Source organism: Pseudarthrobacter sp. NKDBFgelt, assembly GCF_046097905.1.
Lineage (GTDB): Bacteria > Actinomycetota > Actinomycetes > Actinomycetales > Micrococcaceae > Arthrobacter > Arthrobacter polychromogenes.
The window spans coordinates 1-14,633 of sequence record NZ_JBJURL010000042.1; the positions used below are offsets into that span (position 1 = coordinate 1).

General features: G+C 66.8%; 13 protein-coding genes and 1 riboswitch. Of the genes, 6 read left to right on the forward strand and 7 right to left on the reverse strand.

Going from position 1 to position 14,633, the window contains the following annotated elements; translation table 11 throughout:
* The 5 genes from ACKAE7_RS12440 to gcvP all read right to left on the reverse strand — a co-directional run.
* Positions 1-76 (reverse strand): serine dehydratase beta chain (locus ACKAE7_RS12440; RefSeq protein ID WP_387442595.1); only part of this gene is annotated, 76 nt, incomplete at its 3' end.
* 109 nt (positions 77-185) lie between these two features.
* Positions 186-1,523, reverse strand: coding sequence for a serine hydroxymethyltransferase (glyA, locus tag ACKAE7_RS12445; protein ID WP_321202314.1), 1,338 nt, complete (start codon positions 1,521-1,523; stop codon positions 186-188).
* A complete protein-coding gene (gene gcvH, locus ACKAE7_RS12450) occupies positions 1,520-1,903 on the reverse strand; it encodes a glycine cleavage system protein GcvH (protein WP_191035688.1) in 384 nt (127 codons plus the stop codon). Before gcvH ends, glyA begins: the two co-directional genes overlap by 4 nt.
* A 295-nt stretch (positions 1,904-2,198) precedes the next feature.
* Positions 2,199-3,332 (reverse strand): glycine cleavage system aminomethyltransferase GcvT, encoded by a 1,134-nt coding sequence (gene gcvT / locus ACKAE7_RS12455; protein ID WP_408979346.1) that lies wholly within the window; start codon positions 3,330-3,332, stop codon positions 2,199-2,201.
* Positions 3,333-3,342: 10 nt separating this feature from the next.
* Entirely contained in the window at positions 3,343-6,195 is a 2,853-nt protein-coding gene (gcvP, locus tag ACKAE7_RS12460) for an aminomethyl-transferring glycine dehydrogenase (protein WP_408979347.1), read from the reverse strand.
* A gap of 161 nt (positions 6,196-6,356) precedes the next feature.
* Positions 6,357-6,454, reverse strand: a riboswitch (glycine riboswitch).
* Positions 6,455-6,731: 277 nt separating this feature from the next.
* On the opposite strand from gcvP, the gene ACKAE7_RS12465 reads away from it, so the two are divergent.
* Positions 6,732-7,688, forward strand: coding sequence for a zinc-binding dehydrogenase (locus ACKAE7_RS12465; protein ID WP_408979348.1), 957 nt, complete (start codon positions 6,732-6,734; stop codon positions 7,686-7,688).
* A 75-nt stretch (positions 7,689-7,763) separates the two neighbouring features.
* Here ACKAE7_RS12465 and ACKAE7_RS12470 read toward each other — a convergent pair whose 3' ends face one another.
* Entirely contained in the window at positions 7,764-8,072 is a 309-nt protein-coding gene (locus tag ACKAE7_RS12470) for a hypothetical protein (RefSeq protein WP_408979349.1), read from the reverse strand.
* Between the two features lie 180 nt (positions 8,073-8,252).
* Here ACKAE7_RS12470 and ACKAE7_RS12475 point away from each other — a divergent pair, with 180 nt between their 5' ends.
* Both ACKAE7_RS12475 and ACKAE7_RS12480 read left to right on the forward strand, forming a co-directional pair.
* Positions 8,253-8,537, forward strand: a complete 285-nt coding sequence (locus tag ACKAE7_RS12475) for a DUF427 domain-containing protein (RefSeq protein ID WP_174174902.1) — start codon at positions 8,253-8,255, stop codon at positions 8,535-8,537.
* Positions 8,538-8,702: 165 nt separating this feature from the next.
* On the forward strand, positions 8,703-10,049 hold the full coding sequence (locus tag ACKAE7_RS12480; protein ID WP_408979350.1) for an MBL fold metallo-hydrolase: 1,347 nt from the start codon (positions 8,703-8,705) through the stop codon (positions 10,047-10,049).
* A 79-nt stretch (positions 10,050-10,128) separates the two neighbouring features.
* Here ACKAE7_RS12480 and ACKAE7_RS12485 read toward each other — a convergent pair whose 3' ends face one another.
* A complete protein-coding gene (locus tag ACKAE7_RS12485; protein ID WP_408979351.1) occupies positions 10,129-10,902 on the reverse strand; it encodes a GOLPH3/VPS74 family protein in 774 nt (257 codons plus the stop codon).
* A 115-nt stretch (positions 10,903-11,017) separates the two neighbouring features.
* Here ACKAE7_RS12485 and ACKAE7_RS12490 point away from each other — a divergent pair, with 115 nt between their 5' ends.
* From ACKAE7_RS12490 to arsA, 3 genes are all read left to right on the forward strand, one after another.
* Positions 11,018-11,338 (forward strand): hypothetical protein, encoded by a 321-nt coding sequence (locus tag ACKAE7_RS12490; protein ID WP_408979352.1) that lies wholly within the window; start codon positions 11,018-11,020, stop codon positions 11,336-11,338.
* Positions 11,339-11,441: 103 nt separating this feature from the next.
* Positions 11,442-12,689 (forward strand): NYN domain-containing protein, encoded by a 1,248-nt coding sequence (locus ACKAE7_RS12495; protein ID WP_408979353.1) that lies wholly within the window; start codon positions 11,442-11,444, stop codon positions 12,687-12,689.
* 138 nt (positions 12,690-12,827) lie between these two features.
* Complete coding sequence (arsA, locus tag ACKAE7_RS12500; RefSeq protein WP_408979354.1) at positions 12,828-14,591, forward strand: arsenical pump-driving ATPase; 1,764 nt, start codon at positions 12,828-12,830, stop codon at positions 14,589-14,591.
* The last annotated feature ends 42 nt before the right edge of the window (positions 14,592-14,633 follow it).

Sequence of the window (14,633 nt, forward strand, 5' to 3'; positions counted from 1 at the left end):
CCCGCATCGGCCCCACAGTATGAGACGACGAAGGCCCGATCCCAATAGAAAAAAGATCAAAAACGCCAACAGCCATGACGGGTTTTCCTAACTAAAAACGAACGTGCCCGGATCAAGAGTTTTTGTCCAGATACGCAGGCCTCAACGCCCCCACACCCTGCATACCTGGACAAAAACTCCAAAGACTACGCGAGGTTCGCGATGCCCGGGTAGAGCGGGTGGGCGGCGGCGAGGGCATCGACGCGGTGACGCAGCCCCGAAAGGTCCGTTCCGGCGTCGGCCGTCAATGCTTCGGCAATGATGTCCGCAACCTCGCGGAAGGCGGCCTCGCCGAAGCCGCGGGTGGCGAGCGCCGGTGTGCCGATGCGCAGGCCGGAGGTGACCATGGGCGGGCGCGGGTCGAAGGGGACGGCGTTGCGGTTGACGGTGATGTCGATTTCCGCGAGCCGGTCCTCAGCCTGCTGGCCGTCAAGCTCACAGTTGCGCAGGTCAACGAGGACCAGGTGCACGTCGGTGCCACCGGAGACCACGCTAATCCCTTTGGCGGTGACGTCGGGCTGGACCAGGCGCTCGGCCAGGATCCGGGCACCGGCCAGGACGCGTTCCTGGCGTTCCTTGAACTCGGCGGACGCGGCGATCTTGAACGCCACGGCCTTGCCCGCAATGACGTGTTCCAGCGGGCCGCCCTGCTGGCCCGGAAACACAGCGGAGTTGACCTTCTTGGCGATGTCGGCGTCGTTCGTCAGGATGATGCCGCCACGGGGACCGGCGAGGGTCTTGTGCGTGGTGGAGGTGGTGACGTGGGCGTGCGGCACCGGTGACGGGTGGAGACCGGCGGCCACGAGTCCGGCGAAGTGCGCCATGTCCACCATCAGGTAGGCGCCCACGGAATCGGCGATCCGGCGGAACTCGGCGAAGTCCAACTGCCGGGCGTAAGCGGACCAGCCGGCCACGATCAGGGCAGGCCTGGTTTCCCGGGCAAGGCGCTCCACCTCGGCCATGTCCACCGTGTGGGTGTCCTCGCGGACGCCGTACGGCACCACGTTGTAGAGCTTGCCGGAGAAGTTGATCTTCATGCCGTGCGTGAGGTGCCCGCCGTGGGCAAGGTTCAGGCCCATAATGGTGTCGCCCGGCTTGATCAGTGCGTGCATCACCGAGGCGTTTGCCTGGGCGCCGGAGTGCGGCTGCACGTTGGCGAATTCTGCGCCGAACAGTGCCTTGATGCGGTCGATGGCGAGCTGTTCGATGACGTCAACGTGCTCGCAGCCGCCGTAGTAGCGCTTGCCCGGGTAGCCCTCGGCGTACTTGTTGGTGAGCACCGAGCCCTGCGCCTGCATGACGGCGGCTGCGGTGTGGTTCTCGGAAGCGATCATCTCCAGGCCGTCGCGCTGGCGGGTCAGCTCGTCGTCGATCTTTGCCGCGATCTCCGGGTCCAGCACGGAGAGGTCCGCGTCCAGGGACGGCGAGACCACCTGCTCGAATGCGGCAGCCACTGTGCCGGCGCCTGCGGCCGCGGGGCTCACAGCTCGCCGCCGTTGGCTGCCGCGTACTCTTCAGCGGACATGAGCGGGCCTTCCTCGGTGACGGCCACCTTGAAGAGCCAGCCGGCGCCGTAGGGATCGTTGTTGATCAGCGCGGGGTCGGAGACGACGTCGTCGTTGATCTCCACAACCTCGCCGGTAACGGGGGCGTAGAGGTCGGAGACGGACTTGGTGGATTCCACCTCGCCGCAGGTTTCCCCCGCGGTCACGGTGGAGCCGACCTCGGGCAGGTCCACGTAGACGATGTCGCCCAGGGCTTCGGCGGCCACCGCGGAGATGCCGATGTTGGCGGGTCCGGAGCCGTCAGCAGCAACCCATTCGTGCTCGGCGGAGTACTTCAGTTCAGCAACAACTTTTGCCATGGTGTGTTTCCTTCAATCTGGTGTGTGAAAAGTGAGAGAGCGTCCGGTCAGACCGCGCATTAAATGAGAGAGCGTCCGAGTGAAACCGACATCAAATGAGAGAGCGTCCGGTCAGACCGCGCATCAAATGAGAGAGCGTCGGGGTAAAACCGACATCAAGTGAGAGAGCGTTCGGCCCCTTTGGGTCCGGCCTCCGGCAGCATGCTCCCCACCGTCTCCCTAGCCTCGCAAGCTCGGCCAGGGAACCCTGACGGCGTGGGCCCAGCACTACGAAAAGTGCAGGGTGATGTTTTGGTTACTTCTGGCGCTTGTAGAACGGGAGGGCTACTACTTCGAAGGGCTCGGGCTTGCCGCGGAGGTCGATGTCCAGGGCGGTGCCGGGTTCTGAGTGTTCGACGTCGACGTAGGCCAGGGCGATCGGGTAGCCGAGGGTGGGTGAAGGCTGGCCGGAGGTCACCTCGCCCACGACGTTGCCGTCCTTGAGGACCGGATAGTGGCTGCGGCCGGCGCGGCGGCCCAGGCCCTTGAGGCCCACGAGCTTGCGGCCGGAGGTGGCACCTGCGCCGAGAGCCTTGAGTTCGGCCAGCACCGCCTTGCCAACAAAGTCGGACTCCTTCTTGAGCGAGACAACCGGGCCCAGTCCTGCGGCGTAGGGGTTCCCCTCGCGGGAAAGCTCGTTGCCGTAGAGGGGCATGCCGGCTTCCAGGCGGAGCGAGTCGCGGCAGGCGAGGCCGGCGGGGATGAGCCCATGGCCGTCGCCGGCTTCCAGCAGCGCTTCCCACAGGCCGGCGGCGTCCCCGTTCGGGACGTAGATCTCGAAGCCGTCCTCGCCGGTGTACCCGGTGCGGGCCAGGAGCAGGTCCTGGACAGCGCCGTTGAAGGTAATGCCTACTTCAACGGCCGCGTAGTACTTCAGCTCAGTCACCAGGGAGTGCTGCTCGGCGGGGACCAGCGTCAGGAGGATGGCCTCGGCGTTCGGGCCCTGCACGGCGATGAGGGAGGTCTCGGCGGACACGTCGTCAACAACAACGTCGAAGCCCGCGGCCCGCTCGGCGAGTGCGGCGGCGACCACCGCTGCGTTGCCGGCGTTGGGAACCACCAGGTACTTCTGTTCGCCCCGGCGGTAGGAGATGAGGTCATCGATGATGCCGCCGTCCTCCTGGCAGATCAGCGAGTACTTGGCCTTGCCAACTGCAACGGCGGACAGCTTGCCGGCCAGGGCGTAGTCCAGGAAGGCTGCGGCGTCGGGGCCGGTGACCCAGACTTCGCCCATGTGGGAGAGGTCGAACAGGCCGGCGGCGTTGCGGACGGCGTGGTGCTCGGCCAGTTCGGAGCTGTACTTCAGGGGCATCTGCCAGCCGCCGAAATCGGTGAAGGAGGCGCCGGCCAGCTTGTGCTGCTCATACAGAGCTGTGTAGTTCTCAGTCATCAGGAAATCCTTAGTTCTCAAATTCGGACAGCGGCGGGCAGGAGCACACCAGGTTGCGGTCCCCTGCGGCGCCGTCGATCCGGCCAACGGGCGGGAAGTACTTGTCCTGCCGCAGGGAGGACACGGGGAAGGCTGCCTGCTCGCGCGGGTACGTCCGGTCCCAGTCGGAAGAGACGACGGCGGCGGCCGTGTGGGGTGCGTTGCGCAGCGGGCTGTTGGTCACGGTGAAGTCGCCGTTGGCAACCTGGTCGATTTCCTTGCGGATGGTGATCATGGCTTCGATGAAGCGGTCGATCTCCGCGAGGTCCTCGGACTCGGTGGGTTCAACCATCAGGGTGCCCGCTACCGGGAAGGAGAGCGTGGGGGCGTGGAAGCCGAAGTCGATGAGCCGTTTGGCCACGTCCTCCGCGGTGACGCCGGTCTGGGCCGTCAGGTCGCGCAGGTCCAGGATGCACTCGTGCGCCACCAGCCCGGTTTCACCGGTGTAGAGGACGGGGAAGTACTCGTTCAGCCGTGCTGCGACGTAGTTGGCTGCCAGCAGCGCCGACTTGGTGGCCTCGGTCAGTCCCTGGCCGCCCATCAGCTTCACGTAGGCCCAGGAAATCGGGAGCACACCAGCTGAGCCAAAGCGCGAAGCGGAAATCGCAACGCCATGCCCGGCTTCATGGGCGGCCTTGTTTGCATCACCGGGCATGAAGGGTGCCAGGTGCGCCTTGGCAGCAACGGGTCCGACGCCGGGTCCGCCGCCGCCGTGCGGGATGCAGAAGGTCTTGTGCAGGTTCAGGTGCGACACGTCGCCGCCGAACTTGCCCGGCTGCGCCAGGCCAACGAGGGCGTTCAGGTTGGCGCCGTCCACGTACACCTGGCCGCCGGCGGCGTGGATCGCGTCGCAGACCTCGCGGACATCGGAGTCGTACACGCCGTGCGTGGACGGGTAGGTGATCATGATCGCCGAGAGGACGTCCTTGTGGGCTTCGATCTTCGCGGCAAGGTCGGTGTGGTCGATGGTGCCGTCGGCAGCGGTGGCCACCACAACAACCTTCATGCCCGCCAGGACAGCGGACGCGGCGTTCGTGCCGTGAGCAGAAGCGGGGATCAGGCAGACGTTGCGCTGCTGGTCGCCGCGGGAGTGGTGGTAGCCGCGGATTGCCAGCAGGCCGGCCAGTTCACCCTGGGAGCCGGCGTTGGGCTGGATGGACACCTGGTCGTACCCGGTGATCTCGGCGAGGTCGGCTTCGAGCCCGGCAATGAGTTCGCGCCAGCCTTCGGTCTGGGAGTCCGGAGCGAACGGGTGGATGGAGGCGAACTCCGGCCAGGAGATGGCTTCCATTTCGGCCGTGGCGTTCAGCTTCATGGTGCACGAACCCAGCGGGATCATGGTGCGGTCCAGCGCCAGGTCACGGTCGGAGAGGCGGCGGATGTAGCGCAGCAGCTGGGTTTCGGAGCGGTGCGTGTTGAACACCGGGTGCTGCAGGTAGGTGGAGGTGCGCAGCACGGACTCCGGCAGCTCAAAGCCCTCGCCGGAAACAACCGGACCGGCGCCAAAGGCGACCGCCACCGCGGAGAGGACCTCCGGCGTCGTGGTTTCATCAACGGACACGCCAACCGTGTCCGCGTCGATGAGGCGCAGGTTGATGCCGCGGGCCTCGGCGGCCGTTATCACCTTGGCAGCCTTGCCGGGCACGCGGACGGTGAGGGTGTCGAAGAAGGACTCGGACACCAGTTCGCGGCCGGCACGCTTCAGCGTCGCTGCCAGGGCGCGGGTGTTGTTGTGGACGCTTTCGGCGATGGCCTTCAGGCCGTCAGGGCCGTGGTAGACGGCGTAGAAGGAGGAGACGATGGCCAGCAGTGCCTGCGCGGTGCAGATGTTGGACGTGGCCTTCTCGCGGCGGATGTGCTGCTCGCGGGTCTGCAGGGCCAGGCGGTAGGCCGGGACGCCGGCGTTGTCCTTGGACACGCCAACGATGCGGCCCGGCAGGGTGCGTTCCATGCCTTCGCGGACGGCCATATAGGCGGCGTGCGGTCCGCCAAAGAACAACGGCACGCCGAAACGCTGGGTGGAGCCGACGGCGATGTCCGCACCCTGCTCGCCGGGAGGGGTGATGAGGGTGAGGGCCAGGAGGTCGGCGGCGACCGTGACCAGTGCGCCGCGTTCCTTGGCCTCGGCGATCACACCGGAGTGGTCCCAGACCCGGCCGGAGACGCCGGGCTGCTGCAGGACTACGCCGTTGATGTCGCCCTCGGGCAGTCCGCCCGTGAGGTCCGCGACTTCAACCTCGAAGCCGAGGGCCTCGGCGCGGCCCAGCACGATGGCGATGGTCTGCGGGAGGAGGTCGGCGTCCAGGACGGTCTTGCCGTCCTTGGCAGTCTTGTTCTTGTTGGCGCGGCGCATCAAGAGCACGGCTTCGGCCACGGCGGTGGCCTCGTCGAGGAGGGAGGCGTTGGCCACCGGGAGCGCGGTGAGGTCCTGGACCATGGTCTGGAAGTTGAGCAGCGCCTCAAGCCGGCCCTGGGAAATCTCCGGCTGGTACGGGGTGTAGGCGGTGTACCAGGCGGGGGCTTCAAGGATGTTGCGGCGGATTACCGGCGGGGTCACAGTGTCGAAGTAGCCCTGGCCGATCATCTGCACGGCCATCTTGTTCTTGCCGGCCAGCTTGCGGAGCTCGGCGAGGACCTGGACTTCGCTGAGGGCGCCCTCAAGGGTGAGCGGCTTGTCCTGGCGGATGGAATCCGGAACCGCGCTGTCCACGAGGCCATCAAGGGTGTCGTAGCCGACGGCCTTGAGCATGGTGTCGATATCGGACTGGCGGCGCGCGCCGATATGGCGGTCAGCGAAGGTGGTTGGGGACGAGTGAACCGTCATGAGAGGAACTCCATAATTCAGGTGGCGCCTTAGCACCACGTTGATTCGGGTTCCTCCCCGCTCTGTATTGGACCTGAGAGTTTTGCGTTGCCCTGCTGTTCAGCGGGGCGCCACTTGCACCGTCGGTGAGCCCGGTTGCCCGGACTGCTTTCCAGAGTTGCCTTGCCGCGGCGGTACGTGGGCCTGAGAGATTCCTGGGGAGGATTTGCTCCTACGGCGCCTGCAGAACGTACCGGCAGGACTCTCCCGCCGCAGATCATAAGCATGTGCCACTGGTGGGTGACACGGCTCACAGAATATCGTGTTGCAGTGGCGGATGCAACTTGCCACCGCAAAAGACGGCATCACGACGGCGGGACGCGCCCGCATCATCCATCCCGCCAACCCGCAAGGCAGCGCCCGCAACGAAAGTCCGAGCAATATGACCCGCCCGTGAGCCTTGCCACAATCGGCATCCGGTTGCCACAAGCAAGCGTAAGGTTGACCATATGCATGCATATGCATGCATTTATCCATGAACGCAAAGGAGACGTCCCATGAAGGCATGGCAGTTCACCGGCACCAACAATCCACTCCAGCTCAACGAGGTCGCAGAGCCCGCCGCCGGTCCCGGCCAGGTGGTTGTCAACGTCAAGGCCGCCGGGGTGTGCCACTCCGATGTCACAGCGATTGACGACGCCGGATGGATGCCCCTCTTCCCGGAACTCCCCCGCACCATGGGCCACGAAAACGCGGGAGTAATTACCGAAGTGGGCGAAGGCATGGAGCACTGGAAGGTCGGCGACAGGGTCGGCCTCTCTCCCGTCATGGGCGATGGCGACGCAATCGGCTACGGAAAGTGGGACGGCGGCTTTGGCCCCAAGCTGCTTGCCACGGACGACAACCTGGTCAGGCTGCCGGATGAGGTTTCCTTTGAGCTTGGCGCCATGGCAACAGATGCCGGACTCACGGCATACCACGCCATCATGGCCGTCGGCGGAGCCAAGGCCGGGATGAAGGTTGGCGTGATCGGGCTCGGCGGCTTGGGCTACATCGGCGCCCGCGTCGCCGTACTGGCAGGTGCCGAGGTGTACGGCGCGGAAGTGAATCCCGAAACCCAAAAGCTGGCCGACGAGATCGGCCTTGCCGGAGTCGCCGCCTCCATCGACGCATTCAAGGACAAGGACCTCGACCTGATCGTGGACTACGCCGGTTTTGGCACCACGACCGCTGCGGCCCTTGAGACCCTCGCCGAATTTGGCACGCTGGTCCAGGTGGGCATGGGACGCCTCGAGGCGACCATCAACACCTACCCGCTGATCATCAAGCAACTGTCCATCAAGGGCTCCAAATCGGGCACCAAGGAGGACCTCGAGAACCTCTACGCCCTGATGAAGTCAGGCCAGCTGAATCCGCCGATGAACCTGATTACCCAGGCAAACATCCCCGGCGCCATCGACAAGCTGCGCAAGGGCGGCGTTGTTGGCCGCTTCATCGCCGTCTACGGGGGCTGACCCCCACGCGTAATCCGGGGACGGAGGCGGAGGGCACGTCCCGCCGCCTCCAGCTTTGCCCCGCAGGCTGGTGCCCTACCGGCTCTCGGCGCCGTTCCTCCTGCCGAGCCGGTATCCGGCCCAGAATGCGAGCAGCAGCAGGCCCACGACGGCGATGGCCAGGCCCGCCTGCGTCCCCGGGCTGAGGAACGCCATGCCGGTGCCGGAGAAGGGCTGGTTGCTCAGCGGCGCGTAGGCGAACCAGCCGATATAAGTGTTCCTTTTGAGCCAGGCCACCAGGCATCCCACCAGCAGGACGAGGAGCCCCGCGATCGGCAGGACCACACCCGGGATCCGGGCCGGTTTCCGTGGCTGCTGTTCTCCAGATGTGCTGTTGTCCCCCATGCAGGCGAGTCTAGCCGGGCTGCCGGCCGCGTCCCGCCGTCGGGCGCTCCCCCGGGACCGCCCTCCCCCGAGGCCAGGGAATGAACCCATCCTCGGGGAACAAGCCGGACGGGCGCGGCGTTGGGATACCTACGACACGTCCGCCGCCAGCTGCGCGGCACCCAACAGAACGGAACCCCCATGGTCAGGGCTATCTGGAACGGAAAAGTCATAGCCGAATCCACGGACACCGTGGTGGTGGAGGGCAATCACTACTTCCCCCGCGACGCCGTCAACGCCGGCTACTTGAGGGACAGTGACCTGTATTCCGTCTGCCCCTGGAAAGGCCGGGCCAGCTACCACACGCTGGAAGTGGACGGGAAGGTCAACGTGGATGCGGCCTGGTTCTACCCTGAGCCAAAGCCCCGCGCCAAGCAGATCGAGGACCGGATCGCGTTCTGGCGCGGTGTCACCATCGAGGGCTAGCAGGCCTTCCCCTCACGCGGGAGCCGCCTGGGGCAAGAGGACGACGGCGGGACCTCCCGCCGTCGTCCGCTTCCGTTTGAGGGGTCCCGGATGGGTCTACCGGCTGGTGGTGGCCCGGGGGTAACGTGACGATCAGGCTGACACCCGTTCGAGGAGGAACCCGGCATGGAAGTCATCACGATCGAAACGCCGCAGCTGGGCGACCGCACCTACCTGGTGCATGACGGCGCGGTGGGAGTGGTCATCGATCCCCAGCGGGACACGGACAGGGTGGAAAAGGCCGTCTCGGACGCAGGTGTGCGGATCACGCACGTGGCCGAGACCCACATCCACAACGACTACGTCACCGGCGGGCTCCAGCTGGCCCAGGACCACAACGCCGACTACCTGGTCAACGCCGCGGACGATGTCCCGTACAGCCGCCAGCCGATCTCCGACGGGGAAACGGTGCAAGTGGGACGGATGGTCCTCAAGGCCGTGGCCACGCCGGGGCACACCCACCACCACCTCTCCTACATCGTGACGGACGGTGACCAGCAGGCAGTGTTCTCGGGCGGCAGCCTGCTCTACGGCTCGGTGGGCCGCACCGACCTGGTCAGCGAGGAAGACACCGTGCCGCTCACCCACCACCAGTACAGGTCGGTCCGGCGGCTGGTGGATGAAGCGGGTGGGGACGCCGGGCTCTACCCCACCCACGGTTTCGGTTCCTTCTGCTCCTCGGGCCCGGCCAGCGGGGCGGAATCCTCCACCATCGGCGAGCAGCTGCAGGAAAACCATGCCCTGACGGACCCGGACGAGGACCATTTTGTCCGTGAGCTGATCCACAACCTCACGGCCTATCCGTCCTATTACGCCCATATGGCCCCCATCAACATGGCCGGCCCCACCGCGCCGGACCTGGACCTGCCCGACTCGCTGGACCAGGACGAGCTGGCGTCCCGGCTGGAGCGGGGCGAGTGGGTGGTGGACCTGAGGAACCGGGTGGCCTTCGCCAACACCCACCTGAGCGGCAGCCTCAGCTTCGAATACGGCGACGGCACCCAGTTCACCGCCTTCCTGGGCTGGGTCCTGCCCTGGGACGAACAGCTGACGCTGGTGGGTGAACGCCAGGACGTGGAGAACGCCATCCGGGACCTGTCCCGCATCGGCGTCGACAACCCGGACGCGGCCATCGGCGCCGGCCCAGCGGACCTCGCGCCCCGGGCGGCAACCTCCTCGTATGACAGCGTCGGCTGGCAAGAGGTGCTGCAGAAGCCCAAGGATGATCCCATCCTCGATGTCCGCCGCACCGACGAGTTCAACGAGTCACACATCCAGGATGCGGTGAACATCCCGCTCCACGAGCTGCTCCGGCGCATGGACGAGGTACCCGCCGGCCGGCTGTGGGTGCACTGCGGCTCCGGCTACCGCTCCGCCGTGGCCGCCAGTCTCCTGCAGCGGACCGGCCGCGACGTGGTCCACATCGACGCCAGCTTCGGCGACGTGAAGAAGGCCGGCTTCACGCTGGCGTGAGCCAGCAATGGTGAACGGACGACGGCGGCACGTCCCGCCGTCGTCCGCTTGCGTTGTGCCCTGACTAAAGGGTTGCCGCCTACAGGGTTGCGGCTTCCTCCTCCGCCAGCCTGATCATGCGGAGTTCATCCTCCACAGCGCGGGACGGCCAGTAGTCCTTGGCCAGCTCGCTGGCCCGGACCCGGTCCGCTTCCGGGAAGAGCTTGCCGAGCAGCCCCGCCGCCTGCATCAGGGCGATCAGCGCTATGGTCCTGGCCTCGGGCGCCGTGGTTCCGGGCTTCGTAGTCCCGGGCTTCGCGGCCTCCGGCCCGGCGGCTTCCGGCCCTGTGCCAGCAGCTGCGCCCTCAGCTCCCCCGCCCTCAGCCGCGCCGGTATCCGGCGGCTGCAGGTTGGACGGCGCAGCCCTGAGTGCTGTCCGGATCTTTTCCAGCAGCGCGGCCTCGGGGGCATGGTCCTTTTCCGGATACCGCGCGGCCCGGAAACGGCCCAGGTGCTTCTCGCCGACGTGTTCCACGATGCCCGCCGACGCCATCTGCTCGTAGATGCGCTGCGTCTGGGCACGGCCTTCCAGCATGGAGACCCAGCGCCTGGCGCTGTGCGGCCGCGACTTGCCGCGGATGAGCTCCAGCTCGTGCTGGAGCTCCGTGTCAGGTGTGGCACCCGTAGCCCGGACATGCTTGCCCTGCAGCTCGATGGCACCGACCAGGTCCAGCTCGGCCAGGATTGCCCCTGCCACCGTGGTCCTGAGTGCGAACACCGGAACTTCGGGTTTGCCGTCTTTGTCATCGGTGGCCAGGAGGAGGAAGGCCTGGGGAAGGCTCAGTTCAACCGCTTGGGGTGTTTCCGCGTTCATGGCACCATGGTGCGCCCGCACAGCGGCACCCGCTACGGCCAAAGTACCTGTTTCCCCCACGGACGCAGGTTTAAGCTGGTATCACAACGTCCCTTCCAGCGCCGCGGAGGCCGCCATGGACACCGAAACCGCCGAGGTGGTTGGCCATGACGTCACCACCATTACCTGCGTCTGCGGGAACACCGTCAGCAAGGACGGTCTGATCCAGGCCAACGCGCAGGGCATCCCCGTCCACTCAGGAGATTCCCCTGCCCCGCCGGAGCTGGCGGAGTGGCCCGCGGACGAGGACCTTTACACCCTCTGCCCCTCCTGCGGCCGCGTCTACCGTGACGCCGTCATCGAGGAAACAGGAACCGCGCCCGTCGCTTTCCGGGTCGACGTGAAGGAGGCACCCATTGCGGAGGCCATCCGGGTCCACTGGAACCTAAGCACCTAAGCCAAGGGGGAAGCGGACGACGGCGGAACCTCCCGCCGTCGTCCGCTTGCGTGTCGCACCCGGAGGGGGTGCCCGCGCCCCGCGATGCTGGCACACTAAGCCAATGAACGAGGCACTCTCTCCCTCCCGCAGGCCCGGCATCCGGGCCGCGATGTTTGTTGATTTCGACAACGTGTTCACCGGCCTGCAGGCCCTGGACCCGCTGGCGGCGAAGCGGTTTGCCGAGGACCCCAAGCATTGGGCGGATGCGTTGTCAGCCGGCGGGTCCGGGGAGGGTGCCCGCCGCTTCCTGATCCGCAACTGCTACCTGAACCCGATGGTGTACTCGAAGTACCGGACCTACTGGACCCGCGCCGGTTTCCGGGTGATCGACTGCCCGTCGCTGACGCAACGGGGCAAGAGCAGCACGGACATCAACCTGGTGCTGGACGCGATGGACGCGCTGTCCGGCAGCGGCGGGATCGAGGAGTTCTTCATCGCCTCGGCCGATGCCGACTTCACGTCCCTGATCCAGCGGTTCCGTGCCGCAGACCGGATGACCACCGTAATCGCTGCCGGCGCCGTGGCCTTCGCCTACCGGGAGATGGCGGACCATGTGGTGGAGTCGCACGACTTCGTGGCGATCCTCCACGGCACCACCGCCGAACCCATCCACGCCGTGGCGTCCCCGAAGCTGCCGCAGGCCCCTGCCGCTGCCAAGGCAAAAACCAAAGCCAGCTCCCCCGCCGTCCGCGAAGTGCTGGATTTTGTCCGCTCCGCGCCTGGGCCGGTGGTGGGGGCCATGGTGGCGCACCGGGCGCTTACGGCGGAACCTTCCTTGAAGACGGACTGGGGCGGGTTCGGAAAGTTCGGAACGTGGGTTTCCCAGATCGCCAAGGACGTGGAATATTCGGCCGCGCAGGGCGGCTGGGTGTGGGACGCCAAGCGGTTCTCCAGCGAGGATCTTCCGCTGCCTGCGGACCTCCAGCCGCGCGTGGAGGAGCAGGTCACGCGGGTGACGGATGTGCCTGCACTTTCCGCCGCGCAATTCCGGCAGATCTTCACGGCCATGGCAGCCCGGCTCCGGGACCAGCCGGCGCTCAACCGTACCGAACTCTCCCGGCAGGTGCGGGACGACTGCGTCAGCGCCGGCCAGCCGGTCTCCCGCAACGCGGTCAGTTTCGTCCTGCAGGGGCTCGCCTACGCCAATTTCCAGTTCAATGACAAGGCGACCGCGGCGGAACTGGCGGCGGCGTGGACGGCCAACGTGGAGGAACTCTGCCGGGTGGCCCTGCTGGAGTTCGACACCGGCGAAAAGGCCGCGGTGCGGCGCTGGGCGAGCGGCGGGCTGCTGGAGAACGGACACGCTTAAACGGACGACGGCGGGTGTGGCGCCGGGTGGGCTGGGCGCCGGGTGTGTCGGGTACCGCGTGTGTCGGGTACCGCGTGTGTTGAGTACAGGGACGTTCGGCTCTGGGGCCGTCCCCCTCGTGTTGAAAGACTGGCTTGCATGAAGTTCCTCCACAACCCGCCGCGCTTCCTGTTCTTCACCGGCAAAGGCGGGGTGGGCAAGACCTCCGTGGCGTGCGCGTCGGCGCTCTCGCTTGCCCGGGCCGGCCGGAAGGTGCTGCTGGTCAGCACCGACCCCGCGTCCAACATCGGTCAGGTCTTCGGCCTGGCCGTTGGAAACACCGTCACCGCAATTCCGGAAGTGCCGGGCCTCTCTGCCCTGGAAATCGACCCGGAACAGGCAGCGGAGGCTTACCGGGAGCGGATCCTCGCCCCCGTCCGGGGAGTCCTGCCGGAGACCGAACTGGCCGGCGTTGCGGAGAGCCTCTCGGGTTCCTGCACCACGGAGGTGGCCTCCTTCGACGAGTTCACCAGTCTCCTCGGGGACGATGCGGCCTATGCGGAGTACAGCCACATCATCTTTGATACGGCCCCGACGGGCCACACCATCCGCCTGCTGCAGCTGCCCGGCTCATGGACGGATTTCCTTGCCACGGGCGCGGGGGAACCGTCCTGCCTGGGTCCGCTGTCCGGGCTGGACAAGCACAAGGAGGTGTATGCCAGGGCGGTTGAGGCACTCGCCGATCCCCTGCGCACCCGCCTTGTGCTGGTGACCCGGGCGCAGCCGTCGTCCCTGAAGGAGGTGGAGCGGACCTACCTTGAGCTCAACCAGATCGGCATCCGCGGCGGGTACCTGGTGGTAAACGGCGTCCTGCCCGAGGCCGCCGGCGAGGAGGAGCTGGCGAAGGCCTTGCGTGCCCGGGAAGCCGCGGCCATGGCGGCCATTCCCGGGGTGGTCGCGGAGCTCCCCCGCGACGTCCTCGAGCTCAAACCCGGCAACATGGTGGGTATTCCGGCGCTCGAATCCCTGGTTGCTCCCACGGCGGGCGCGGATGCTGAGGAGGGCCCGTCGTCGGCCATTGACATCGAGGACGCACCGCTCGCTGCGCTGGTGGACGGCATTGAGGCCGACGGACACGGGCTGGTGATGTGCATGGGCAAGGGCGGCGTGGGCAAGACGACGGTGGCTGCGGCCATTGCGGTTGCCTTGGCCAGGAGGGGTCACGCGGTCCACCTCACCACCACCGATCCGGCGGCGCACCTTTCCGAAACGCTGCACGGTTCTGTCGCGGGGCTGACCGTCTCCCGCATCGATCCTGCGGCGGCCATCCAGGAATACCGTGCCCACGTGATGGACACCAAGGGCCGGAGCCTGGACGACGAAGGCCGGGCGGCGCTGGCGGAGGACCTGATGTCGCCCTGCACGGACGAGGTTGCGGTGTTCCGGCAGTTCTCCCGGGTTGTCCAGGAGTCCCGGCGGCATTTCGTGGTGATGGACACCGCACCCACCGGGCATACGCTGCTGCTGCTGGATGCCACGGGTTCGTACCACCGGGAGATTTCCCGGCAGGTGGGGGACTCGATGGGATTCGTGACGCCGCTGATGCGCCTCCAGGATCCGGTGGGAACAAAGGTCATCCTGGTGACGCTGGCCGAGACCACGCCCGTGCTGGAAGCGGAGGAACTCAAGGCCGACCTAGAACGGGCCGGGATCCATCCCTGGGCCTGGGTCATCAACAACTCCATCGCCGCCGCCCACCCGCGCTCGCCGTTCCTCCGGGCCCGCGCCGTCCATGAGGCGGACCAGATCACCAAGGTGCGGGCGTTGGAGGAGCGGGTTGCCCTCATTCCCCTGCTGCCGGAAGAGCCCATTGGCGAGGCGAAACTGACGTCGCTGACGGCTTTCACCAGCGAGCGCGTATAGCAAAAGGTGGGAAAGGACGACGGCGGGACCTCCCGCCGTCGC

Coding starts and splice junctions, on each gene's coding strand:
- ACKAE7_RS12490 (WP_408979352.1), top strand. CDS start 11,018: ATGGACACCGAAACCGCCGAGGTGGTTGGCCATGACGTCACCACCATT.
- ACKAE7_RS12495 (WP_408979353.1), top strand. CDS start 11,442: ATGAACGAGGCACTCTCTCCCTCCCGCAGGCCCGGCATCCGGGCCGCG.
- ACKAE7_RS12470 (WP_408979349.1), bottom strand. CDS start 8,072: ATGGGGGACAACAGCACATCTGGAGAACAGCAGCCACGGAAACCGGCC.
- ACKAE7_RS12480 (WP_408979350.1), top strand. CDS start 8,703: ATGGAAGTCATCACGATCGAAACGCCGCAGCTGGGCGACCGCACCTAC.
- arsA (WP_408979354.1), top strand. CDS start 12,828: ATGAAGTTCCTCCACAACCCGCCGCGCTTCCTGTTCTTCACCGGCAAA.
- ACKAE7_RS12465 (WP_408979348.1), top strand. CDS start 6,732: ATGAAGGCATGGCAGTTCACCGGCACCAACAATCCACTCCAGCTCAAC.
- gcvT (WP_408979346.1), bottom strand. CDS start 3,332: ATGACTGAGAACTACACAGCTCTGTATGAGCAGCACAAGCTGGCCGGC.
- ACKAE7_RS12475 (WP_174174902.1), top strand. CDS start 8,253: ATGGTCAGGGCTATCTGGAACGGAAAAGTCATAGCCGAATCCACGGAC.
- gcvP (WP_408979347.1), bottom strand. CDS start 6,195: ATGACGGTTCACTCGTCCCCAACCACCTTCGCTGACCGCCATATCGGC.
- gcvH (WP_191035688.1), bottom strand. CDS start 1,903: ATGGCAAAAGTTGTTGCTGAACTGAAGTACTCCGCCGAGCACGAATGG.
- ACKAE7_RS12485 (WP_408979351.1), bottom strand. CDS start 10,902: ATGAACGCGGAAACACCCCAAGCGGTTGAACTGAGCCTTCCCCAGGCC.